The organism is Halodesulfovibrio oceani subsp. galateae (assembly GCF_055397225.1).
On sequence record NZ_AP042453.1, the window covers coordinates 4001768 to 4026477 of the forward strand.

A 24710-nucleotide genomic window follows, 5' to 3' on the forward strand; every position below is an offset into this window, starting at 1 on the left:
TCGTTGGGCAATGACTCGTACAAACTCTATTTATCAGGCTGTCGTTGAGGAGCAGACGGAATTTATCCGTCGGTTTCGTCCAGATGGAAAGCTGACTTTTGTCAACAGCGCCCTTTGCCGTTTTTACGGTAAAGAGCCTGAAGAGTTGCTCGCTTCAAATTTTAAGGATCTTCTTGATCCTGAAGAGCGCGATTCAATTGTCCATTTGGTCTATTCCATTTCTCCAGAGAATCCAGAAATTGTCACAGAACCTAGATATCGTGGCGTTGATGGTCGGATGCACTTTGTACAGTACGTTACAAAGGGAATCTTTGATGAACACGGAAAAATTGTTGAATACCAGTCCGTAGGGCGTGACGTTACTGCTCAACGTGAAGCAGAAGCAACGCTCGCAGAAGCTCGTATAGCAATGGCTCAGGCGAGCAAGGTTACAACTCTTGCGGTGATCGGTGGTGGCATTGCACACGAAATAAATCAACCTTTGAATGCTATACGAATTTTAACGGCTTCTGCGCAGCTACTTGCAGAGCGTTCCGAATGTGCTGAGAGCGAATTGCCCAGAATGCTAGGGGACATTGCTTCGCAGGTTGATCGAATTGATTCTATTGTGAATCATTTGCGTGAACATCTCCGTCAGAATCAGAACACGATTTCTGAGAGCTGCGATTTAGGCAATGCTGTTCACTCTGCACTTTCCCTGATTAATGCGCAGATGAGTGCGAAGGGGATTACGCTGGATGTGAATATTTCTCCGAACCTTCCATTTGTAACAGGTACGAGTATTCGTTTTGAGGAACTTGTCACCAATCTTGTGGCGAATGCTATGCAGGCTCTTGATGGAGCAGACTGTGAACAAAAGATTATCCAGATTGATGTGACTTCACGCGAGTCAGGCTTAGTGGAACTTGCTGTGTCTGATAATGGTCTGGGGTTTGATGAGGGACTGGCAGAGAAAATGTTTGAACCGTTTTTCTCTACTAAATCTTCAGGAACTTCCATGGGGCTTGGGCTGTCTATTGTGCGGATTATTGTTCAAGCGGCAGGTGGTTCCATTACTGCCTCAAATCGTCCGGAAGGCGGTGCGTTGATAAAGGTAACCCTGCCTTCGGCAGGCTGGAGCGGTGCATAAAAGTATGCGTATTCTTCTTGTCGATGATGACGAGGCAACTCGTCAGTCTCTTGCTGAATATCTGACTCTGTTGGGACATGCTGTTACTTCGTGTTCTGATGCCGAAAGTGCTTTGGATGTTTGCCGCAACCATAGTTTTGAAATGGTGCTTTCTGACATACAGATGCCGGGTAAAACAGGCATTGAATTGGTTCGGGAAGTTAAGAGCATGTCCAGCTCATATTTTCCGGATGTGGTTTTGTACACAGGCCATTCAGATTTAGAACTGGCAATCGGGGCATTACGTGTTGGTGCCTATGACTACATGACAAAGCCTATTAATATGGAAGAACTCCGTTCCATTTTGAATCGAGTGGCAGAGCATCAGGCTTTGCTCGTAGAAAATGATCGCCTGACTAGAAAATTTGACGAAGTCGTAGCCGAAGCAACAAACGATTTCCGAGCCGAGCTTACAAGACTGCAAGAGCTTTTGGAGAAGCAGGCTGGACTTGATAATATAGGAATTTTCTCTGAACCCATGTGGCAGGTTGTTTCTCAGGCAAAACGCTATCACGAAGACAGGGAACTTCCGGTCTTAATTCAGGGAGAAACTGGGGTCGGGAAAGATATTGTGGCAAAAATAATCCACTATGGTCCTGATCAATCATCTCTTCCATTTGCTGCCATCAACTGTGCTGCGTTACCTGCCACGTTGTTTGAAAGCGAACTATTCGGATACAAGGCGGGTGCTTTTACAGGCAGTGCTTCCCGCGGGGCAAAAGGGAAGATTGACCTTGCCAAAGGCGGCACCCTTTTTCTTGATGAAATCGGTGAAATTCCCGTTGAGTTGCAGGCGAAACTGCTACGAGTCATCGAAGACAAAAGCTTTTATCGTGTAGGCGGCTTGGAAAAGGTTCATGCTGATATTCGTATTATTGCCGCGACTAATCTTGATTTAGACGAGCGGATGGAACAAGGGCTATTTCGTAAAGACTTGTATTACAGGTTGCGAGTAGGCTCCATCATGGTTCCATCGCTGCGTGAGCGACCTGACGATATTGTTCCGCTGGCGAAACTCTTTCTCACCAACTTTGCCAAAAAGCGTGGCAAAAATTTTGCGGACATATCTCCAAACGCTGCGCAGTTGTTGATGGCTCATCCGTGGCCTGGAAACGTGCGTGAGTTGAAGAACACGTTGGAGTGGGTTTCGGTTATGCATGACGCACCGAAATTGCTTCCAGAACATCTGGCTACAATTCTCACCGATAATCGAGGACATGCAGTTGTAGCTCCATCGCAAGCTGTTGTGATTCCGTCATCGAAGTCTAAAAAAAGACGTAAAAAGCCAACGGAAAAAGAAATAGACGATGCTCTGGCTGCAACCTCCGGCAATAAGACACAAGCCGCGTTGTTGCTCGGAATATCTATTCGAATGCTTTACTACAGAATTTCGAACAGAAAAGACGGCAATGCCAACGATAACTAGTCGGCGACTCTAGCGTATAAAGCAGCGTGCACGCCTAAAAACGGCGGGAATAGTCTGCAACAATATTTTTGGAAATGCTGGTTTTTCGCATTTGAAAAGCCAGTTTTTTATGGAGATTACGAAATGAAACTCGATACAACAGGTCTTGATAATTTTATTGATGAAAAAGCGATATGGGGCATTGTTAATCAAAACGCTGATGCATCCCCAGTTCGCGTTCAGGAAATTCTCGATAAAGCACTTGAAGCTAAAGGACTGACTCTCGAAGAAACAGCTTGTTTGTTACAGACTGAAGATCCGGAATTAAATGAGGCAATTTTAGAAACTGCCGGTAAGGTCAAACAAGCCATCTATGGTAAGCGTGTTGTTCTTTTTGCCCCTCTCTACATTACGAACGAATGTAGTAATCGCTGTGCGTATTGCGGATTTAAGGACACCAACACTGAACTCGTTCGCCGAACTCTCAATCCTGCTGAAATAAAAAAAGAAGTAAGCATTCTTGAGGACATCGGTCATAAGCGTTTACTGCTGGTGTACGGCGAGCATCCTAAATTTGGTGGAGACTGGATCGCGGAGACCGTGCGAACTGTTTACGAAACAGTTTCTGAAAAGAGTGGCGAGATTCGACGCGTCAACATTAACTGTGCTCCGTTGGACGTTGAAGGGTTTCGTAAATTGCATGAGGTGGGTATTGGAACCTACCAATGTTTTCAGGAGACCTACCATCCGCAGACATATGCTGAACTTCACCCACGAGGTCATAAAAAGCATTTCTTGTGGAGACTCCATGCGATGCATAGAGCAATGGAAGCCGGAATTGATGATGTAGGTATGGGGGCGTTACTTGGTTTGTATGACTATCGTTTTGATACCATTGCATTGTTAGCTCACGCAGCAGAGTTGGAAAAACGTTTTGGTGTCGGGCCGCACACATTGTCATTCCCTCGTCTTGAGCCTGCTTTGAATTCAGATATTGCCTTTAATCCTCCATACCCGATTTCGGATACTCAGTTTAAACGTCTTGTCGCGGTGTTGCGTCTGGCGGTTCCTTTTACCGGACTGATCCTGAGTACCCGGGAAAATAAGGAGATGCGACGCGAGCTTCTTGATATCGGTGTTTCGCAACTGAGTGCGGGTTCCCGCACATACCCTGGTGCGTATTCTGATCCAAATTTTGATCGTCCAGAAGTTCAGCAATTTTGTGTTGGTGATAACCGGAATTTGGATGAAGTTATTCAAGAAATTGTGCAGCACGGATATACTCCATCATGGTGTACTGCTTGCTATCGCGAGGGAAGAACCGGCGAAGAATTTATGAAGCTGGCGAAAAACGGTTTTATCCAGAATTTCTGTCGTCCTAATGCACTGCTTACGTTCAACGAATACTTACAAGACTACGCAAGTGAAATTACTCGCGATGTTGGGCACAAGCTTATTCAAGAAGAAGTCGGAAAGGGCTCGGGAACGTGCCAAAAGAATTTGGAAGACCGTTTGGCGCGTATCGAACAGGGTGAACGGGATTTGTATTTGTAGTAAAGAGTGGATCTAGGTCGCGGAGCTGCCTTTTGGGGTTGCTTCGCGTTTTTTATGAGCTGCCTCAAGCTGTGTTTTAACTCTAGTAGAGTACGGCAGCGTGCTGTTCATGAGGTGAAATTTCAAAATCTATTTTACTTGAACCTGCTGAAAAATATCCTAAGTTGAAAGAGTATTAGCAGATGGCTGTTTGTTGGATGATAGGTATGTAAGTGTTGACTTATGTTTTTTGCAAAGATACTTGTCATGACAATCTTTTAACAAGCAGGGCTCATGAAATTCAATAGTCTAGAGTCAGTCGGTATGCTGGTGGTTCGATTAGGTTCGACGTTTAAAGCAGAATTTCACTCAAGGTTAAAACCTTATGATGTTACAACAGAACAATGGGCGCTGCTGTATCGTTTGTGGATGGAAGACGGAATTGCGCAGTCCGTTCTAGCTGAACGTTGTAATAAAGACCTGTCGACAGTTAATAGGATTCTTAAGAAGTTGCTTCAAAAAAAGTTAGTTGAATTGAGAAAAACCTCAGAGGATGGGAGGATTTCTTTAGTTTTTTTAACAGATAATGGGCAAGCGTTGAAAGAACCCCTTGATGATGTTGTCTATTCTTTAGAGACAGAGATTGCGGGAAGTTTTTCAGATGATGAATTGACCTGTTTTCAACAAACTGCCTTGAAAATGATGAAGTTTATTGGATAGAAAGCAGGATTAGTATTTTTTGTACGAGAATAACTGACTTCTTAGCCAGTCGTTATCAGAAAGATTCTCTACGATATTTAAGGCGCAATATTCTGCGCTTGATGATGGGGTTGTGTACGTATAGCGGGTTAAAACAAGGTGGCGTACCTGTTTTGGCCATACCAATCTTCATCAGTTGTCTCTGGCGTTGTTGCAGTTAGCAGGAGTATGAATGTAGAGCGCTTTTATGTGAACATATGTAGGGAAGATCATAACAGCTCAACGACCTTTACGTTTATATCCTCGCAACACAATTCTTCCATGAAGATTGAAGGCCTTGAAGTGTTAGGCCTTGCGTCAGAGCAATTTGACTCATGATGAGTCTTGCGAGCTATATATTTTTTTGAGTGTACAAATTAGAATTCTAAATATGTTCTCAATGAAGCGTGTTGCCCAACCCAACATGTTTGCCTTCTGGTACGTTGAGTTTTATTTAGAAAACAACAGCTCTTGCGACAGTGTCGTAAGAGCTGTTGTGATATGCACCCCAATAAAAATGTCAGGTGGGGCTTTTGTGAATCAATAGCGGGTTATGATTATTGATTCTATGGGGATGTAGTTTTGGTACCTATATCCACATGAAAGCAGACGCATTTTGCTGCGTATGAGCCGGCTTTTTGTTGATTGCAAAGCACTCAACGGGTGTTTTTTCCTTAAACAAAGACTGAGGCCGCTTCATATTGTCGAGGCGTAATGTGAAGCGGCACTCAATCTATATAATCTGTTTTGTAATAGGCAACTACAAAACGTCGTTTACTGGTGTGTGTGTAAGATCAAAGGCATCACACACTGCTTTGTAGGTAACTTTGCCTTCGTGAACATTAAGGCCAAGTTTGATTTCATTGTTATCGATGCAGGCCTGTTTCCAGCCCTTGTTTGCAATTTCGATAGCATATGGAAGTGTTGCGTTGGTGAGTGCCATTGTGGATGTCATTGGAACTGCACCCGGGATGTTTGCAACGCAGTAATGAACAACTCCGTCCACTTCATAGGTTGGGTCTGTATGAGTGGTTGCTTTGGATGTTTCGAAACAACCACCCTGATCGATTGCGACATCAACCAAAGCAGAACCTTTTTTCATAAGTTTTAAATCGTCACGGGTGATAACTGCCGGAGCTTTTGCACCCGGGATGAGTACCGCACCAACAACGAGATCCATTTCAGGAAGAAGGTTCTGGATAGCGCCTTTAGAAGACATGAGGGTGGTGCAGTTTGCAGGCATCACATCATCAAGGTAACGCAAACGATCAAGGCTGATATCCATAAGGAATACCTGTGCGCCAAGACCACACGCCATTTTAGCTGCCTGAACGCCAACAACGCCGCCGCCGATGACCATAACTTTAGCAGGTGCAACACCCGGCACGCCGCCGAGAAGCTTGCCGAGACCACCGTAGGTAGCTTCGAGAGTTTTTGCACCCTGTTGAATTGCCATACGGCCTGCTACTTCAGACATTGGGGTAAGAAGCGGCAAGGATTTGTCTGCTTTTTGAATAGTTTCATATGCAATGCAGGTTGCGCCGGATTTGATAAGACCCTGAGTCTGCGGCTCGTCCGCTGCAAGATGCAGGTAGGTAAAAAGAATCTGGCCTTTGCGGAGCATACCGTATTCTGAAGGCTGTGGTTCTTTAACGTGCATAACCATTTCTGCCTTCTGGCAGATTTCGGCAGGAGTATCGATTATGATAGCACCGGCTGCCACGTACTCATCATTGCTAAAGCCGGAGCCGATGCCTGCATTTTTTTCTACAAGCACATCATGACCGTTAGCTTTCATTGCTACAACGCCTGCCGGAGTCATGCAGACGCGATTTTCTTTCACTTTAATTTCTTTAAGAATACCAATAATCATCGCTATGTCCTTAATCTGGTTTGTTTATTTATAACGCTGCAAGTGCATTATCTACAGCGGTAACGATTTCATCGATCTCTGTTTTGGTGGAGATCAACGCAGGGCTGAAGCACAAGTTGTTATTGTATTTTTCGAAAGAGCGGTTTGTACGGCCGATGATGACGCCGTTCTGCATGCAGTGTCCGGCAATTTTCATGGTTACTGTTTCATCAACAGGCTCTTTGGTTGCTCGGTCTTTAACCAGTTCCATACCTTGGAAGAGGCCAACACCGCGTACGTCGCCGATAACATCGTACTTGTCTTTTAATTCAAAGAGACGATCCTGCATGTATGCGCCCATGGTGGTTACATTCTCGAGAAGCTTTTCTTCTTCAACAATGCGCATGTTTTCCAAAGCAGCAGCAGGGCCTGCGGTACAGCCACCAAATGTGGAAATGTCGCGGAAGTAGCGTTCGCGATCTGAAGGGTCAGCTTTGAACTGATCGAATACTTTTTCAGTGGTCACTGTGCAGGAGATAGCTGCGTAACCGGAGGCAACGCCTTTTGCCATTGTTACGATGTCCGGAGTGAAATCGTAGTGCTGGTAGCCGAACCATTTACCGGTACGACCGATGCCGCATACAACTTCATCGATGTGAAGAAGAACATCGTATTTGTCACAGATTTCGCGGATAATCGGGAAGTACTCAGGAACCGGAGGAATAACACCACCACCTGCAGTGATTGGTTCAAGAATAATGCCGCCTACGGTGTCTGGATTTTCTTTAAGGATCAGTGGTTCCAAAGCACGTGCGCATTCGATATTACAACTGCCGTATTCTTTGCCGAACGGGCAACGGTAACAGCAACAGTGTTCCAGTTCCGCAAAGCCGGGAAGGAACGGGCCGTACTGTGATTTACGCTCTGACTGACCAGTGGAGCTTAAGGCTGCAATGGTTGTTCCGTGGTAGTCACGGTCACGGTAGATAATTTTGTGTTTCTTGCCGTCATTATTGAAATGAGCAAGCTGGCGAATCATTTTGTATGCTTTCTCGTTCGCCTCAGAGCCGGAGTTGGAATAGTAAACGCGGCTGAAGCCGGGCATCTTATCCACCAAGCGTTCTGCAAAGTTTGCAGCAGGTACGTTACCTGCGCTGTTCGCAAAGTAGCAAAGCTTAACAAGCTGATCGCGCACTGCATCGGCAATAGATTCACGACCGTAGCCTACGTTAACAGTCCATACTCCGCCGGAAACTGCATCAAGGTACTCATTTCCCTTAGCGTCCGTAATGCGCATGCCTTTGCCTTCTACAAAAACTGGCGGATCATTCTGTTCAAACGGTTTGTGCTGGGTGATGTGATGCCAGCAACGCTCTTTGTCATTCTTAACTGCTTCGGTTGGATCAAATGAATTACTCATACTATTTTTCCTTGTGGGCACATGATGTTAGCAAGGTAAAATGCATCAATTACCTTGCTGAATAAAATTTGTAGGTTTCACCGTTGACGACCGGAGAATCTCCCTAAAGATTCTCCGGTCGCAAAGTCAGTAGATCTGCTTCGTGTGTGCTAGTTTTCTGTTGCTCGTGGAGCGGCAGATTTTTCTTCTGTGTCAAAGAACACTGGAATAGTGCTGTCACCGAAGATACTTTCACGAATTTCAAGCTCTGGAGTGTTTCGTACGGTTTGGATTTGGATCATGTAGAATCCGACACCCATAACAATCCAGATAACCATCAGAATCCAAGGCTCTGTTCCGATAATGGCCGGGGAGCCAGGAACGGTGAGCATGCCGAGAATAATGAAGGAAGCAATAGCGCCGAGGATGCTGATGATGTTTTTCTCACCGCGTGCAGCGAACATTTTGTAGCAGACAAGGCAGGTGAAGAGGTACGCGATAACAGTACCTACAGAACACATATCTACAATCCAACCGACTACGGCACGACCAGCCCAAGGTGTGAGCAGACTGATAGCCATAGTAAAGAGGATTGCGTTATGCGGAGTGTGATACTTCGGATGAACTTCGCCGAACCACTGCGGCAGGAATTTACCACGGGCAATGGAGAAGATAAGACGGGTTGTAGCAAGGTAGAAGCCGTTCATACCGGTACAAACTGCACCGAGAACTGCGGTACCAAGAATAACACTACCGTATTTACCAAGTGCTAAGTGGGCAACAGCACCGGTAGCCCATGCGTGGTCCTGACCGAGAAGTTCTTTGTAAGGAATGACACTGCCGACACAGAAAGTAACCATTGTGTAGAGAATAGCACCGAGGGCAATGGCGCCAAGCATAAGAACACGTGCTTTTTTCGGGGAGAAAGAGAACTCTTCTGCGGCCTGTGGAATGGTGTCAAAACCAACAAACAGGAACGGAGCAATTGCTACAACAGTAATGATTGATGCAATCGGGGATTTGCCTTCAGCAAAGTGTGGGACAAGGTTTGAAAGTGCAAATGTGTCTGTTGTAACAACACCGAATGTCATTGCGATAACACCAAAGGTGAGGGCAAATGCGAGAACAAGCTGAATGCTGCCAGCTACGCTTACTCCGCGGTAGTTCATGATACCGAACATGAGGATAGATGCTGTCATGATGAGTACTTCACCAACATATACATCCCATCCTGCGATGGTATACAGATAGCCGAATTCAAATACACCCGGCAGAAGGAAACGTGCCAGCAACGCAATAGCAGAGGCGTTGATGCCAACAATACTAAGGTAACCGAGTACCAGTGCCCAACCACAGGCAAAAGCACCTATAGGGCCGAATCCTGCGTAGGCGTATGCAAATTCGCCGCCTGCGACAGGGTAGTGTTCAATCATGTGACTGTAGCTGAGTGCTACGACGCTCATAACAATGCCGCCAATTGCGAACGCTATGATTGTGGCGAGCGGACCGGCATTAGGAAGAAACGAAATGCCGGGAAGAACAAAGCAACCCCAGCCTACGATACAGCCAAGAGCGAGCGCTCCTACCTGCCACGGGGATAAACTTTTTTCTAGTGTGCCACGTTCTGAGTTCTGAGATGTTCCAGCCATTAATAACTCCCGTTTGGATATACTGTTTGCGCTTTCGCGCGATACTTCCTCCGATGGCGAACATTCATAAGCGTCTACGTTGCAAGGCATGACTTTGAAATATAAGCAATTTCAAAAAAAGAAGTGGATAATCGTATCCACAGTAATACGCATAGGTAACGGGCAGACGCCTATAGAAATAGAGTGGGGAAGCCTGTGAAAATACACAGGCTTCCCCGAAGTTCATGAGTAACTACGAGGCTACGCAGCTTCGTACGTTAGAACTTGCAGGCTTTGCTTTACCAGCGCGGACTTCTGGATCCGGATGGTATGTACGGACGGTGACAACCTTGTTCTGGGTGTAGAAATCTACTGCATCTTTTCCCTGAACTTTGTCGGTTCCGATGAGGGAACCTTTGATGCCACCAAAAGGCAGATATGGGTGCGGAGCGCAGATACCAACGTTTACGCCGATCATGCCGACTTCGGCTTCGCGGCTGAAGGTTTCTGCGTAGTGCATGTTTTGAGTGAAGATACAAGCGCCGTTACCGAACTCTGAACTGCTGATGAGGTTCAAAGCGTCATCCATGTCAGCTACTTGAACGATGGATACAAGCGGGCCGAATACTTCTGTAGAGAATACAGGGTTACAAGGTGTTACACCTTTGAGCACTGTAGGGCCTACATAGAAGCCGTTTTTATCTTTTTCCGGCACTTCTGGATTACGTCCATCGAGAAGCAGGGAACATCCGCCGCCGTGCTCAAGTGCGATATCAACGTATTTTTCAACGTTTTCTTTTGCAGCTTTGCTGATGAGTGGACCCATGTAGACGCCGTCGTCCATAGCGTTACCCACAACAACTTTTTTGGAAGCTTCCAGAATGCGTTCACATACTTCGTCGTACACTTCAGGAACAACACCAATGATGGAACCTGCGAGACAACGCTGGCCAGCGGAGCCGTAGCAGGAGTTGATGAAGTTATCGATGAAGATATCCATGTCGGTATCTTCCATAACGAGCAGCATGTTTTTAGCGCCGCCAAGCAGCATGGAGCGTTTTGCATTGCCACCTGCTGCTTTAGCCATGGCTTTAGCTGTCGGGGTGGAGCCTACGAGACAAACACCGGCAACGCGTGGGTCTTCATACCAAGGGGCTGCAACACTGCGGCTACCGTAGATTACGTTAACAACACCTGCCGGGAGTTTCATTTCCATGAAAATCTCAATCATCTTTTGCAAGAAGAGTGGTGACTGTGTTGATGGCTTGTAAATGAAGGTGTTACCGGTTGCGATTGCAACAGGGATAAACCAGCCAAACACAAGTGCAGGGAAGTTAAACGGTGCAACACCGCCAAATACGCCTAACGGCTTTTTAACAACTTTGCCGTTGATGTTCATAGCAATATTGTCGAGGGTGTCACCCTGAAGAAGGGTCGGTACGCTTGCTGTCGCTTCAAGAATTTCAATAACACGACGAACTTCGCCGCGTGCTTCAGAAATATGCTTCGCCTGATCAATTGCGATAGAGTATGCAAGAGCTTCCTGCTCACGTTCCATCAATTCACGCATTTTGAAGATGTACGCCATGCGTTTTGCAATCGGGGTATTCTTCCAGGTTTTAAAAGCTTCAGCAGCAGTATCGATAGCAGTTTGTGCGAGTGCATCGCTGCCCATAGGAACTTCGCCGATTACTTCACCGTTGGACGGGTTGTAGAGCGGAGTAAATTCTGTTCCTTCTTCCTGAAGCCATTCACCGTTTATATAATGCTTGATGGTGTAAAATTCGTTTGCCATGAGAGAGACTCCTTGATGTCCTAATCAGGCGCATTCGCACCTATTTTTATGATTCAATTAAACACTCAGCCTTATATGTAAGGCGCGATATCCATGATCATTATTAGGGGAAACGGCAGGAGCTTCATCCCATAATGATGCCCGTATGCCGCTCCCGAAGATATATGCTGAAATCACTTCTCTAAAAGCAAAGTTGAGACCAACTTTGTCCCTTTCGTTATATTCATTACAAAATCAGATGGTTATTGAATATGGAATGTCTGGCTCGCAAGGTGGCTCTTTTTTTCCACCTGTCGTATGGGGCAAGGAAGCCCCTTGAAAAATGAGGCTCCGCCGTTAAGTCACGGATTCTCACAATGTGTGACGGGGCATATTTGCCCCTCGAAAAACATTTTCGAGGATGTGTCGTATACGTGGGAATCATAGCGGGGCAAAAAAGCCACATGGCACTTGGCTGCGTCTGCAACGGACATTGAAACGGAGCCTCAGCGCGTGAGTTGTTTACGGTGAGCGTAGAATTTACTGAATAAATTCAATGGACATTGAATAATGATGGTTGGTGTGATCTTTGCTTTACTTTGCATGGTTCAATTGAATCAATTTACTAAGCAGGAGACACTATGAAGACTTTCTTTTTCTTTGGAGATTCGCTGACCTTAGGTGTGAACGATAAAGGCATGTTGGGCTGGACAGGGCGCTTTGCCTCTACTTTAGGACTGCCAGTGCCACCAACAACCTTTTACAATCTGGGAGTGCGAAAACATACCAGTCAGGCCATCGTTTCACGGTGGAAAGATGAAGTGCAGCTCAGAGCACTCCCTGAATCTGATGTGCGCATGATGTTTTGTTTCGGTGTTGTTGATATGGCGGCTCCGCAAGGCGAGACACTTATTCCGCTTGGGCAGTCAGTAACGAATCTTGAAACATTGCTGGAAGACGTTACCACCATGCATCTTGCGAAAAACGTGTGCATTTTAAGCCCGTTTCCTGTCGTTCAGGCAGAACATTGCGGACGTGTTGAAGAACTGAATTCAGCGTATGCCGCGGTTTGTCGCAAGTATGGCGTGGAGTACGTGGATATTTTTTCTCATCTTGTGCGTAACGACGCATACATGAATGATTTGAGTGATGGCATTCATCCCGGTGGAAGTGGCTGTGCGCTTATAGCGGACTACTTACAGCAGGATGCATCTATTACAGACTGGATTCTGTAAGCGAAGGATAGAATGCCTTCGGCAGATACTGTACGCCTTTTTCAGGATGCTTACAGAACGCTTGTTTGGCGAAGGCATTGTATTGATTGTAGGAGAAACAACATGCGGTTGCGGTATTTACTTATTCTTGGCGTAATCTTTCTTTTGATAGGGTTACATTTTACGTATCAGAGAGTACTGGAGCATCTTAATGATAGTGAAGCTGCGGTAGAAAAGATTATTGAGAATAAAGAATTCGTCTGGGCAAACTATTCAGACGAAGAACGTGACTGGTTGTCCAAAAACTACACTGTAAATGTTGGTGTGGATAAAAATTTCTTTCCCATAGAGGGACTGGACGACGAAGGGCGTTACACCGGAGTTGCCAGCGACTACTTGCGTATTCTCGAAAAATTGACCGGACTTAGTTTTAATATCTCAGTTGCCGGAGACTGGCCCAGCGTCCTTGCCGAAGTTAAGGCTGGCAAACTTGATATGCTTGCAGCCCTTGCCCCGAGCCCCAGCCGTTCCAAATTTCTTACGTTCACTGAACCATATATTGCCATGCCGGGCATTATTGTTGTGCAACGCGGCAGTGGTGAAGATTTGACGCTGGCCGACCTTAAAGGAAAGACCGTTGCGGTAGTGAAGCGGTATGTCTGGCACGACTATCTGGAAGAATTCAATAAAGATATTAAGCTTGATGTGGTTGAAGACAGTCAGGAAGGGTTGCAGCACGTCTCCTTCGGGCAGGCAGATGCGATGGTTGATTTTCAGTTCAGCATCACCCACAAAATTAAGCAGAGCGGCATTCTTAACTTGCAGGTGGGCGGCGGTGTTGCCTTGAACTCCGGCATTACAATGGGAGTTCGTAAAGACCTCCAAATTTTGCGCGGCATTTTGAATAAAGCTTTAAAGCGCATTACGCCGGAAGAACAGAACGCAATTACGGGTAAGTGGGTTAAAGTTACTGAAAACAATGCCATGTCAGACAGTGCCATTGCTGTTATGATTGCTTGTTCTTTAAGTTTAATGGTTGCCACGTGCTTCACGTTATTATGGAATATTTCTCTTAAACGAATTGTAGAGCAACAGACGTTTGAACTTAATAGTGAACTCACAAAACGGGACAGTGTAGAAGCTGCTTTGCGAAAAAGTGAAGAACGGTACCGGCGTATTTTTGAGAATATTCAGGATGTGTATTTTCAGGCAACGCTGGATGGAAAAATTTTAGAAATAAGTCCTTCAGTGCAGCGCGTTTTTGGGTGCACTCCTGAGGAAGCGCAACGTCTTTCTGTCTCCGATTTTATTGAACAGCCTGTGCTGGAAGACATGTGGGCTGTGCTGCGTAAAGAGGGTGAGCTAGAAGATTATGCCTTTGTCTTTCAATCGTCAGAAGAGCAAATTTGTTGTTCTGTAACTGGTAAATATTTACGCAATAGCTTTGGCGAGCCAACGGAATTTGTGGGTTCAGTCCGAAACGTTACCACACGGATGCAGTACGAGGAGATGCTTAGTAAGGCGAACCTTGAGCTTGAATCACGTGTTGAAGAACGAACCCGTGATCTGCAAAGTATGAACGAAGAATTGCAGCGTTCTAAAGAAGATGCAGACGCGGCAACAAAAGCAAAAAGTCAGTTCCTAACCAGTATCAGCCATGAACTGCGTACTCCGCTTCATGCCATTATCGCATTTACCGAACACGTTCGTTCGCTGGAATCCTCATCTGTTGTGCGTAAATATTTGCGCAATATTCTCGATTCATCTTTCACGCTGTTGGACATCATTAATGACTTACTGGACTTTTCCAAAATTGAAGCAGGACATGTGGTGCTGGAACGTGTGCCGTTTATGCTTGATCACTGCGTACAGCGGGTTTGTAACCTTGTCTTGGCGCGTGCAGCTGCGCAGGATTTAGAATTTATTGTAGATCTGCCGCCAACTGTTCCTGCAAAACTGATCGGCGATTCCGGAAAGTTACAGCAGATTATTTTGAATATCGCCAGTAACGCCCTTAAGTTCACCCCTTCCGGCGGTACGATCACACTGTCATTCGATTACCATATGAAAGGTGAGCAGGAGATTTGGCTGCGTTGCTATGTGCAGGATACAGGCATCGGCATTCCAGAGGATTCCCTTGATCAGTTGTTTGTTCCGTTCCAGCAGCTTTCAGGAAATGATTTGTACAGCTATGGCGGAACAGGACTGGGGCTGAGTATCTGCAAACGGTTTGTGGAAAGCATGGGCGGTGAAATTCGAGTGGAATCCGAGGAAGGCAAGGGGACGCTGTTTGTATTCTCTGTTCCTGTGCTGCTCCAAAAAGACGCAATGGAACAACCACCTGTTCCAGAAGAGCTTGCAGATCTTACCGCGTTGCTTGTTACTAAATCCGAACGTTCCGGCATGGCCATGAAACGTCATTTCAACTTTGCTTCTGTTGATGCAGAGATAGCATACGGCGTTGATGCCGCCATACAGCGCTTGGAGTCTGACGCTCCTAAACCGGACGTTGTTTGTATCGGACACAATATTGCTGCATCCGAGCGACCGGAACGGTTGTTCAGTTCCGGTGCTAATGACGACATTCCAGTACTGATGCTGGCAGCGAAGAATGACAAACTTTCTCTTTCAAAACGATCACTTCCCAAACAGGTACATTTATTCACCGAGATATTAACGCACAGAATGCTGCAACATGCTCTGTGTAATATTTTTGGAGCGGAACCGCTTGTGCCGTTGGAAGTTGCAACCCCATTTACTGAGCATTCCGATCAAAGTGTATTTAAGGGTGTGGATGTTCTTATTGCAGAGGATACTCAGACCAACCGCGATATCTTGAAGCTTTTGCTTGATCCTACAGGGGCTAATTTGACCTTTGTAGAGAACGGGTATGATGCCGTGGAAGCAGTGCGTGAGAATACATATGATGTCATTCTGATGGATGTGCAGATGCCTCGGATGGACGGTTGCGAGGCCGCTACCGCTATTCGCAATGAGCTTGGAATCATAGATGTTCCGATAGTTGCGTTGACAGCCCATGCCATTAAGGGAAGCCGCCAACGTATGCAAAAGGCTGGTATGGAGTTTTTCCTGACAAAACCATTCGGGAAAGATTCTCTGTATTCAGTTATGACTGCTGCGCTTGGTAACTCCAGCATTGACGAGAACTATGTTGCTTCCCCTGAGGCACCTCTTTCATGTCTTATTTTACCGTCATCTATAGATAGTGAGGTGGTCAGCCGTCTCGGGCTCCCACAGGATGAGTATGATGTGCTTTTGAAGCAGTTTGCAAAAGAGCATGGAAATTCTGTCAGCATGATGCACAGCGCACGAATTGAACATGACTACGACAGGCTGGAAAGTGAAGCCCATGCATTAACAGGTGCGGCATCCAATGTTGGAGCCGGAGAATGTGCGGCATTGGCAAAGAGAATAGAATTACATGCTGGCGGGCTGACAAATGGCGTCGGCAATTCGTCAGCAGTAGATGAACTGTTGGCAACGCTTGAGCGGGAATTACAATTTGTTGTGGAAGAAATTCACACCATGATTCCTGATAAAGAAACACCGGAAGAACGCACTGATGTACCCGATATTTTGAATGACGCTGATCTTGCCCTGATTATGGAATTGGCAAGCGCTTTGGAGCTAACCAATCCTTTAAAAATCGAAGAGTTGCTTCCACAGGTAGAGCCTTTGCTGCCATCCTGTGATTTTGCGACGTTGGATGCGTTAGTAATGGATTATGAATACGATAAAGCACACTTGTATTTATTGCAGTGTGAGCAGGCAAAAGTACATGGATAGAGATGGTACTATGAAAGATAAACCAATTATTCTGGTGGTTGATGACAACCCTATTAATTTGCGGGTGCTGGTAAAAAATCTCCAGACAGAATACGATTTGCTGGTTTCAAAAACTGGCGAATCCGCTTTGAAAAACGCGCTTAAGCATTCACCAGACATCATTTTGTTGGATATTATGCTGCCTGATATGGACGGATTCACCGTATGCGAAAAGTTGCAGCAGAATGACGTAACAAGCTCTATTCCGATAATTTTTATTTCCAGCGTGCATGATCCACTTCAAAAAACTCGAGCTTTTGCAGCGGGTGGAGTGGATTATGTGACTAAGCCTTTTCATCAGACAGAAGTGATGGCGCGAGTGCAAACGCATCTTCAGCTCAAAGACATGCGTGAAGTTCTAGAACACCAGAAGAACATAATAAGCGAGCAGCTTTCAGAAAAAAACAGACAGCTCTCCACATTGATGGATAACTTGTTTGGCATCGCATACCGCGGCTATATGGATAATGACCGCACAATGCAGCTTATGAGCGTGGGCACGAAGTCACTTACAGGGTATTCTGCGGATTATTTTACTGGCACAAACGCTAAGCCTTTTATGTCTGTTGTTTTGGAGAAAGATCATGAAAGTATCCGAAACAGAATCGCGGAGGCATTGAAAGCTAAAGAACGTTTTGAGTGTGAATACCGCATTGCCTTAAAAAATGGCGAAACCAAGTGGGTTCGTGAGCAGGGCGTTGGGTTGTATGATGAATCCGGTGCTGTGTATGCAGTAGAGGGCTTCATTTCGGATGCGACGAAAAGTAAAACGCAAGAGCTCGGCATCCGCAAAGAAAACTCCGTGCTGAAAAAGAAAATGCAGGCGCATTATTTTGAAAATATCGTAGGTGATTCTGAACCGATGCAGAATCTCTATGAAATGATTCTTAAAGCGGCAGGAACTGATGACAACGTTATCGTGTACGGAGAATCCGGAACCGGTAAAGAACTGGTATCGCGCGCTGTGCATGATCACAGCACACGAATTAACGGTAACTTTGTTCCAGTAAACTGCGGAGCCGTTCCAGAGCATTTGTTTGAAAGTGAATTTTTTGGTCATAAAAAAGGCGCGTTTACTGGTGCCGTTGCAAACCGAAGAGGTTTTTTGGAGCAGGCAGATAACGGTACGTTGTTTCTTGATGAGCTAGGCGAGATAAGCCACCTTGGACAGATTAAGCTACTTCGAGCCATTGAGGGCGGCGGGTTTACTCCTGTGGGAGGAACTGGCGTTGTGCATGTTAAGCCACGAATTGTGGCTGCAACAAACCGTGATTTGATGGAGCTTGTGCGTGATGGAGCCATGCGAAGTGACTTTTATTACAGGATACATGTTGTCCCTATCTACATCCCGCCATTACGGGATCGAAAAGAAGACATTCCGCAGCTTATCGAGCACTTCATGCGCATGTTTTCCCGTCAGGACGATTGCCCGTCCATTACTACCGAGGTGCTGAATGCCTTTATTGCCTATGATTGGCCGGGGAATATTCGCGAACTACAAAATGCCCTGCATCAATACCTTCACCTTGGCACGCTCATTCTTGGCGGAGAGCAAATAATCAGCGGAAAAGATATAGCCAGACAGAATTCCATCCCCCAAGAACCGTTAGATCGAGCCATTGCTCGTTTTGAAAGGCAATACATTGTTGATGTGCTTAAGCGTAACGACTGGCGCCGTATGGCAACAGCTACCACGCTTCAGATTGATCGAAAAACCTTGTTCCGCAAGATGCGCACTCTTAAGATTGTTGATGGGTAAGTTTGAAAAGTTTGTAGTATGAAAGTCTGCATCCTTTTTTGATCTACCTGTTGAGCTAGTGACTAATTTTCAACGTATGGCAGAAGCCAGATAGTTAGTAGTGGGTAGCAGTGATATAAAGAGGTTGCTGATAAAGATATTTTAAACAGATCGAGACAAACTTGTGCAGTGCAAGGTGCAAGAAAAAGTCTGGAATGAAGAATGGTTAGACCTATGTGAGCATCCGAATTTTTTGAAGTAATGCCAGTCAACCGTTGGCGAACCTTTGAGTCCCACGGGAACAAGTGCCCCAGGGTCGTAGTACTGTGCAGGTTTGTTAGCAATTCGAGCTCTTACACGAAAGTGTAAGAGCTTTTTTTTGTTCAATGCGTTGTATGTAACAAACTATTCTTGTTGCATTTATGTAGAAGCTCTCTGACGTCACGCTGATTTTATGCTTTGTTCGAAAGCTCTATACAGCATAATGCATCATTGTTTTCATTTTCGCACATAACAGTTTCATTTTGTTTTAAAAACAATGCGTTACTTGTCACATAAATAGAGATTTTTTTCTCGAACGAAGCAGCAAAACAGAAGAGGTCATGCAATTTTCCAAAAAAACTCAATATAAATTTTTTTCACAACACTTTTCTTATAACTAACTGTAAAGAAACACTATTGTGTCTAAGTAAAAAGTTTTAGAGAAAAATCTTGACCTTCCCCCTAGGGGGCAGGGCTACGGTTACGCACACTCAAAAAAGGTTCGTGAATCTTTTACGAAAAATCCTTTACTATTTTGAAGTGTTACTTGTTTAAAACGTAAGAATTGTGCCGGATACTAACGGCTTCTGCACGTATCAAATTGTTTTTTGATCAAAAGTAGAAGCGACTGAAGTGGCACTGCATTCGATACCGCGTTTTCCCCTTTCTATGTATGTACCTGTATTTGTAACTGTTCAGAATTCATCTTCGTAACATCCTTTTTTGTTTACGATTTTAATGTGAACCCGCTACGGCTTGGTATGAAACTAGTGAGTTGGTTTATTCTTTCAACATGTATTCTCCGCACAATTTTGAGTGGTTAGGACATGCTGAAGAGGTGGTGCATCAAGCTGATAGAGCCAATGCATACCGATAACAATGTAACCGGATAGTGAAGGAGAGTGTCAAATGAGTAAGAATGATGCGTTAGGCATGGTCGAAACAAAAGGGCTGGTTGGGTCAATAGAAGCTGCTGATGCCATGGTGAAAGCTGCGAACGTTACCTTAGTGGGAAGAGAATCCATTGGTGCGGGATTAGTGACTGTCATGGTTAGAGGTGATGTTGGTGCTGTAAAGGCTGCAACAGATGCCGGAGCTGCTGCTGCCCAGCGTGTTGGCGAGGTTATGTCTGTTCATGTGATCCCTCGTCCACATTCAGATGTTGAGACCGTTCTCCCGGCTAGCGCTTCCAAATAAAAAACAAACACAAGCAGTGTCGTGTTCAGGCTTCTGCCTGAAATAGCTGAATATCCACGTGAGATATGCTCTTCGTTTTTATCAGCCTGAAAGCTTGCGCTGTTTTTTACCAAAAAGTCTGCCCTAAGGGGAAGTTTATAATAACTCACTCTTATTACAGCAGAGTTAACCACAACAAAGGAGAACATTTCATGCGTTATCACGGTGAAAATGCATTGGGTCTCATTGAAACACTGGGCATGGTTCCAGCGTTGTACGGCGCAGACTGCATGCTTAAAGCAGCAGACGTAGAGCTGATTTCATATGAAAACATTGGTTCTACCCTCGTTACCGTAATGGTAAAGGGCGACGTAGCGGCTGTTCAGGCAGCTGTAGAAGCTGGTGCAGCTGCAGCGGCTAAAATTGGAACAGTGACAGCAAAAAACGTAATGGCACGTCCTGAGCCACGAGTTGGCGACATTGTTTCCGTGCACGATATTGATGTGGAGTAAGCATAATGAGTAGAGCAAGCGCACTGGGTTTACTTGAAGTTTTTGGTCTCGTGTATGTGCTGGAAGCAGCAGATGCAATGCTCAAAGCAGCAAACGTTGAGTTGGTTGGCTACGAGAACACCGCATCCGGTTACATTTCCGTACTGGTTCAGGGTGATGTTTCTGCTTGTAACTCCGCTGTAGAAGCTGGCGTTGGTGCAGTGCAGAGACTTGGTGCTGAAGTTCACAGCTCCATAGTTATCCCTTCACCGCATCAGGATATTTACAAAATTACAAATCGTTACTCTCTGGAAAAATTGCTTCCGAAGTAATAGCAGATACGGTTTTTCAGGAACGATTGTAGCTTGGTGGGAGTGCCTTTGATGACAATTATAGACAATGATTTGCTCTCGATACAGGAAGCCAGAATTCTTGCAGAAAACGCGCATGAAGCTCAGAAGCTGCTCGCGGCATTTTCTCAGGAAAAGCTAGACGTTATTGTTGAGAGTATGGCCGATGAGCTTGAACAACATACACAAGCTCTCGCTATGATGTCCCATGATGAAACGGACTATGGCGACTGGCAACATAAGCTCATTAAAAACGAGTTCGTTTGTGGCTTTGCCCGCAGAGCGTTGAGAGGAATGCGCTGCGTTGGCATCATCGGTGAAGACCGAGAGAAACAGACAAAAGACGTCGGGGTTCCTGTAGGTGTAATTGTTGCGTTGTGTCCGGCAACCAGTCCAGTTTCAACAACAATCTACAAAGCATTGATTGCAATTAAGTCGGGCAATGCCATTGTCTTCTCTCCACACCCGAGAGCGAAAAAAACAATCAGTAAGACTCTTGATATTATGATTGAGGCTGCCCAAAAACACGGGCTTCCGGAAGGCGCACTGTCGTACTTGCATACAGTGGCTTCCAGCGGAACCGTGGAACTGATGGAGCACAAAGAAGTCTCACTCATTCTGAATACGGGCGTTCCCGGTATGCTTGACGCTGCAAGCAAATCCGGCAAGCCGCTTATTTACGGCGGTGCTGGCAATGGTCCGGCATTTATTGAACGCACGGCAGATATTCAACAGGCTGCTAAAGACATTATCGCCAGTAAAACATTTGATTACGGCGTCGTTTCAGCGGCAGGGCAATCCATTGTTGTCGATGGTTGCATTGCTGGTGAAGTAAAAAGCGCACTGCAAAGCAATGGCGCATACTTTATGTCTGAAGACGAAGCTAGCACGCTTGGATCTTTACTTTTTCATTCCGACGGAAAACCAAATCATGATCTGATTGGGATACCGGCCGTCAAAATAGCACGTAAAGCCGGTTTTTCAGTACCGGATAACACTACAGTATTGGTCGCAGCTCGAAAGTATGTGTCTGAATTTGACCCGTATTCTCGAGAAAAATTGTGTCCTGTTCTTGGCTTTTATATTGAGCCGGACTGGATGCATGCATGCGAAAAATGCATAGAGCTGCTGCTTAGCGATCGCTGCGGGCACACTCTGGTTATCCATTCAAAAGATGAAGATGTAATTACTCAGTTTGCGCTTAAAAAGCCGGTGGGCAGGGTGTTGGTGAACACTCCTGCGGCGTTTGGCAGCATGGGCGCAACAACGAATTTATTCCCTTCCATGACTCTGGGCAGCGGCTCAGCAGGCAAGGGCTTTACATCAGATAACGTATCGCCAATGAACCTGATTTATCTTCGCAAAGTCGGATACGGCGTGCGTGGTGTTGAATCAATGGGCGCAGAAGTTTTCCATAAAGATACTCCGGCAGCAAAGGTTGTCGAACCTGTATCCTCTGGTGATTTCAGCTCCAACTCATTGCAGGCAGTACATCGCATTTTGAAAGAGGCTATTGGAGAGCTCTAATGCCGACAATTAACTCTGAAAAATTTCAAATATAAGTGAGGTAGTAGTGGATATTCGGGACTTATCAAATCAGCTTGCTGAAGCTACAAAAAACATGACTCCGGAAGAGCGTACTTCTTTGAAAAAAATGTTCGAGGAAGTAACTGAAGATATTTTGAACCGTCAGGCTGCCAACGGCACCCCTGTTCAATTTGCTCCAACTACACATGGTACCGAAATTCCTGACGGCCCTACAGATCGTCAGGTTCGCTTGAGAGAAAACTTCCTTAAGCAGGTTCCAACCATCACCACTCACCGTGCTCGTGCAATCACTAAGATTGCAAAAGAAAATCCGGGCATGCCTAAAATTTTGCTTCGTGCAAAATGCTTTAAGCATTGTTGTGAGACTGCTCCTCTGGTTATCCAGAATGACGAACTTGTTGTTGGTGCACCTTGTGGCGCGCCTCGTGCCGGTGCTTTCTCTCCAGATATCGCATGGCGCTGGATGGCTGATGAAATCGACACCATCAGCACTCGTAGTCAGGATCCTTTCTTCATCTCTGAAGAAGACAAAAAGATCATGCGTGAAGAGCTGTTCCCGTACTGGGCTGGCAAATCCGTTGATGAATATTGTGAAGATCAGTACCGCGAAGCAGGCCTTTGGGAGCTTTCAGGCGAATCTTACGTATCCGATTGTTCATACCACGCAGTAAACGGCGGTGGTGACTCCAACCCGGGTTACGACGTTATCCTGATGAACAAAGGTATGCTCGACGTTCAACGTGAAGCAAATGAACATCTTGCAAATCTGGACTACAAGAACCCTGAAGATATCGAAAAAATTTACTTCTACAAGTCACTGATTGATACCGCTGAAGGTATCATGATCTACGCACGTAGAATGTCAGAATACGCAGCACAGCTTGCACAGCAGGAAATGAATCCTCAGCGTAAAGCTGAATTGATGCAGATTTCTGAAGTGAACGCTCGTGTTCCTGCTCATAAGCCTTCCACTTTCCGTGAAGCAGTTCAGTCTGTATGGACTATTGAGTCCCTTCTGGTTGTTGAAGAAAACCAGACTGGTATGTCTATTGGTCGAGTCGATCAGTACATGTACCCGTACTACAAAGCTGATATCGAAGCTGGCCGCATGACAGACTATGAAGCATTCGACCTTGCTGGTTGTATGTTGATCAAAATGTCTGAAATGATGTGGATTACTAACGAAGGCGGTTCCAAGTTCTTCGCTGGTTACCAGCCGTTTGTAAACATGTGCGTTGGCGGTGTAACCCGCGAAGGTCTTGATGCTACAAACGAACTTACCTACTTGCTTATGGATGCTGTTCGTCACGTTAAAGTGTACCAGCCATCACTCGCAACCCGCGTACATAACAAGTCCCCTCAGAAGTACCTCAGAAAGATTATTGACGTAATCCGCGCTGGCATGGGCTTCCCTGCAATTCACTTTGATGACACCCACATCAAGATGATGCTTGCTAAAGGTGTTTCCATTGAAGACGCACGCGACTACTGCCTCATGGGTTGTGTAGAACCGCAGAAATCCGGTCGTCTCTACCAGTGGACTTCCACCGCATACACCCAGTGGCCTATTTGTATTGAGCTTGTTCTCAACCACGGTGTGCCACTTTGGTATGGCAAACAGGTTTGTCCGGATATGGGCGAACTCAGCAGCTTCCAGACTTACGAGCAGTTCGAAGCAGCTGTTAAAGCGCAGATTAAATACATCACTGAGAAGAGTGGCATCGCTACAGTTATTTCTCAGCGTATTCATAAAGAGCTTGCTCCTAAGCCGCTCATGTCCATCATGTACGAAGGTTGTATGGAAAACGGCTGCGATGTTTCCGCAGGCGGCGCAATGTACAACTTTGGTCCTGGTGTAATCTGGAGTGGTCTTGCTACCTACGCAGATTCAATGGCTGCAATCAAACGCCTCGTATATGATGAAAGAAAATATACTCTTCATCAGATGAACGAAGCTCTCAAAGCTGACTTTGTTGGTTTTGATCAGATTAAAGCTGATTGTCTTGCTGCTCCTAAGTTCGGTAACGACGACGATTACGCAGATCTTATTGCTGCTGATCTCGTTAACTACACTGAAGCAGAACACCGTAAGTTTAAAACTCTCTACTCTGTATTGAGCCACGGTACTCTGTCCATTTCCAACAACACTCCATTTGGTCAGCTCACCGGCGCATCTGCTGGTGGTCGTGCAGCTTGGATGCCTCTTTCTGACGGTATCAGCCCAAGCCATGGCGCAGATTTCAAAGGCCCTACAGCCATCATCAAATCTGTATCCAAAATGCCTAACGACAGCATGAACATCGGTATGGTTCATAACTTCAAGCTGATGTCCGGCTTGTTGGATACACCACAGGGTGAAGAGGGTATTTTGACTCTCATCCGTACCGCCAGCATGCTCGGCAACGGCGAAATGCAGTTTAACTACCTTGATAACGATGTTCTTCTCGACGCTCAGAAGAGCCCTGAAAACTATCGTGATCTTGTTGTTCGTGTTGCAGGCTACTCAGCATTCTTTGTTGAGCTTTGCAAAGACGTTCAGGACGAAATTATCAGCAGAACTATGCTGACAGAAATATAGCCAGACGGGGT

16 protein-coding genes are annotated in these 24710 nt (G+C 45.7%); 12 read left to right on the plus strand and 4 right to left on the minus strand.

The genetic code is table 11. The features are described from left to right. The first annotated feature begins 10 nt into the window (after positions 1 to 10). The 4 genes from ACZ5V1_RS17500 to ACZ5V1_RS17515 all read left to right on the plus strand — a co-directional run bounded on the left by ACZ5V1_RS17500 (position 11) and on the right by ACZ5V1_RS17515 (position 4826). Positions 11 to 1129, plus strand: coding sequence for a PAS domain-containing sensor histidine kinase (locus ACZ5V1_RS17500; RefSeq protein WP_464389952.1), 1119 nt, complete (start codon positions 11 to 13; stop codon positions 1127 to 1129). A gap of 4 nt (positions 1130 to 1133) precedes the next feature. Continuing rightward, positions 1134 to 2594, plus strand: a complete 1461-nt coding sequence (locus tag ACZ5V1_RS17505; protein ID WP_464389953.1) for a sigma-54-dependent transcriptional regulator — start codon at positions 1134 to 1136, stop codon at positions 2592 to 2594. Positions 2595 to 2717: 123 nt separating this feature from the next. Continuing rightward, complete coding sequence (gene hydG / locus ACZ5V1_RS17510; RefSeq protein ID WP_464389954.1) at positions 2718 to 4127, plus strand: [FeFe] hydrogenase H-cluster radical SAM maturase HydG; 1410 nt, start codon at positions 2718 to 2720, stop codon at positions 4125 to 4127. A gap of 273 nt (positions 4128 to 4400) precedes the next feature. After that, positions 4401 to 4826: a MarR family winged helix-turn-helix transcriptional regulator gene (locus ACZ5V1_RS17515; protein ID WP_464389955.1), complete on the plus strand. Its 426-nt coding sequence runs from the start codon at positions 4401 to 4403 to the stop codon at positions 4824 to 4826. Between the two features lie 778 nt (positions 4827 to 5604). Here the strand turns inward: ACZ5V1_RS17515 and ald are convergent. The 4 genes from ald to ACZ5V1_RS17535 all read right to left on the minus strand — a co-directional run bounded on the left by ald (position 5605) and on the right by ACZ5V1_RS17535 (position 11518). Continuing rightward, positions 5605 to 6717, minus strand: coding sequence for an alanine dehydrogenase (gene ald / locus ACZ5V1_RS17520; RefSeq protein ID WP_464389956.1), 1113 nt, complete (start codon positions 6715 to 6717; stop codon positions 5605 to 5607). Positions 6718 to 6745: 28 nt separating this feature from the next. Then, entirely contained in the window at positions 6746 to 8116 is a 1371-nt protein-coding gene (locus tag ACZ5V1_RS17525) for an aminotransferase family protein (RefSeq protein WP_464389957.1), read from the minus strand. Positions 8117 to 8265: 149 nt separating this feature from the next. After that, positions 8266 to 9744, minus strand: a complete 1479-nt coding sequence (locus ACZ5V1_RS17530; protein ID WP_464389958.1) for an APC family permease — start codon at positions 9742 to 9744, stop codon at positions 8266 to 8268. Between the two features lie 232 nt (positions 9745 to 9976). Beyond that, a complete protein-coding gene (locus ACZ5V1_RS17535) occupies positions 9977 to 11518 on the minus strand; it encodes an aldehyde dehydrogenase family protein (RefSeq protein WP_464389959.1) in 1542 nt (513 codons plus the stop codon). A gap of 620 nt (positions 11519 to 12138) precedes the next feature. Here ACZ5V1_RS17535 and ACZ5V1_RS17540 point away from each other — a divergent pair. The 8 genes from ACZ5V1_RS17540 to cutC all read left to right on the plus strand — a co-directional run bounded on the left by ACZ5V1_RS17540 (position 12139) and on the right by cutC (position 24699). Further along, a complete protein-coding gene (locus ACZ5V1_RS17540; protein WP_464389960.1) occupies positions 12139 to 12732 on the plus strand; it encodes a GDSL-type esterase/lipase family protein in 594 nt (197 codons plus the stop codon). 102 nt (positions 12733 to 12834) lie between these two features. Then, the gene (locus ACZ5V1_RS17545) at positions 12835 to 16518 is read left to right on the plus strand and encodes an ATP-binding protein (RefSeq protein ID WP_464389961.1); all 3684 of its coding nucleotides are present in this window, start codon (positions 12835 to 12837) and stop codon (positions 16516 to 16518) included. Between the two features lie 10 nt (positions 16519 to 16528). Then, the gene (locus ACZ5V1_RS17550) at positions 16529 to 18316 is read left to right on the plus strand and encodes a sigma 54-interacting transcriptional regulator (RefSeq protein WP_464389962.1); all 1788 of its coding nucleotides are present in this window, start codon (positions 16529 to 16531) and stop codon (positions 18314 to 18316) included. Between the two features lie 1149 nt (positions 18317 to 19465). Then, the gene (eutM, locus tag ACZ5V1_RS17555; RefSeq protein ID WP_160712318.1) at positions 19466 to 19753 is read left to right on the plus strand and encodes an ethanolamine utilization microcompartment protein EutM; all 288 of its coding nucleotides are present in this window, start codon (positions 19466 to 19468) and stop codon (positions 19751 to 19753) included. Positions 19754 to 19944: 191 nt separating this feature from the next. Next, positions 19945 to 20244 (plus strand): BMC domain-containing protein, encoded by a 300-nt coding sequence (locus ACZ5V1_RS17560; protein ID WP_160712320.1) that lies wholly within the window; start codon positions 19945 to 19947, stop codon positions 20242 to 20244. A gap of 5 nt (positions 20245 to 20249) precedes the next feature. Beyond that, positions 20250 to 20555: a BMC domain-containing protein gene (locus tag ACZ5V1_RS17565; protein ID WP_464385201.1), complete on the plus strand. Its 306-nt coding sequence runs from the start codon at positions 20250 to 20252 to the stop codon at positions 20553 to 20555. Between the two features lie 51 nt (positions 20556 to 20606). Then, positions 20607 to 22100 (plus strand): aldehyde dehydrogenase family protein, encoded by a 1494-nt coding sequence (locus ACZ5V1_RS17570; protein WP_464389963.1) that lies wholly within the window; start codon positions 20607 to 20609, stop codon positions 22098 to 22100. 46 nt (positions 22101 to 22146) lie between these two features. Continuing rightward, on the plus strand, positions 22147 to 24699 hold the full coding sequence (gene cutC / locus ACZ5V1_RS17575) for a choline trimethylamine-lyase (RefSeq protein ID WP_464389964.1): 2553 nt from the start codon (positions 22147 to 22149) through the stop codon (positions 24697 to 24699). Positions 24700 to 24710: the final 11 nt, after the last annotated feature.

Bases quoted from the DNA above. Each gene is read 5' to 3' on its own strand.
- ACZ5V1_RS17540 (WP_464389960.1), top strand. From the start codon at position 12,139: ATGAAGACTTTCTTTTTCTTTGGAGATTCGCTGACCTTAGGTGTGAAC.
- ACZ5V1_RS17570 (WP_464389963.1), top strand. From the start codon at position 20,607: ATGACAATTATAGACAATGATTTGCTCTCGATACAGGAAGCCAGAATT.
- ACZ5V1_RS17550 (WP_464389962.1), top strand. From the start codon at position 16,529: ATGAAAGATAAACCAATTATTCTGGTGGTTGATGACAACCCTATTAAT.
- ACZ5V1_RS17535 (WP_464389959.1), bottom strand. From the start codon at position 11,518: ATGGCAAACGAATTTTACACCATCAAGCATTATATAAACGGTGAATGG.
- ACZ5V1_RS17530 (WP_464389958.1), bottom strand. From the start codon at position 9,744: ATGGCTGGAACATCTCAGAACTCAGAACGTGGCACACTAGAAAAAAGT.
- ACZ5V1_RS17545 (WP_464389961.1), top strand. From the start codon at position 12,835: ATGCGGTTGCGGTATTTACTTATTCTTGGCGTAATCTTTCTTTTGATA.
- ACZ5V1_RS17565 (WP_464385201.1), top strand. From the start codon at position 20,250: ATGAGTAGAGCAAGCGCACTGGGTTTACTTGAAGTTTTTGGTCTCGTG.
- hydG (WP_464389954.1), top strand. From the start codon at position 2,718: ATGAAACTCGATACAACAGGTCTTGATAATTTTATTGATGAAAAAGCG.
- ACZ5V1_RS17515 (WP_464389955.1), top strand. From the start codon at position 4,401: ATGAAATTCAATAGTCTAGAGTCAGTCGGTATGCTGGTGGTTCGATTA.
- ACZ5V1_RS17560 (WP_160712320.1), top strand. From the start codon at position 19,945: ATGCGTTATCACGGTGAAAATGCATTGGGTCTCATTGAAACACTGGGC.
- ald (WP_464389956.1), bottom strand. From the start codon at position 6,717: ATGATTATTGGTATTCTTAAAGAAATTAAAGTGAAAGAAAATCGCGTC.
- ACZ5V1_RS17505 (WP_464389953.1), top strand. From the start codon at position 1,134: ATGCGTATTCTTCTTGTCGATGATGACGAGGCAACTCGTCAGTCTCTT.
- ACZ5V1_RS17525 (WP_464389957.1), bottom strand. From the start codon at position 8,116: ATGAGTAATTCATTTGATCCAACCGAAGCAGTTAAGAATGACAAAGAG.
- eutM (WP_160712318.1), top strand. From the start codon at position 19,466: ATGAGTAAGAATGATGCGTTAGGCATGGTCGAAACAAAAGGGCTGGTT.
- ACZ5V1_RS17500 (WP_464389952.1), top strand. From the start codon at position 11: ATGACTCGTACAAACTCTATTTATCAGGCTGTCGTTGAGGAGCAGACG.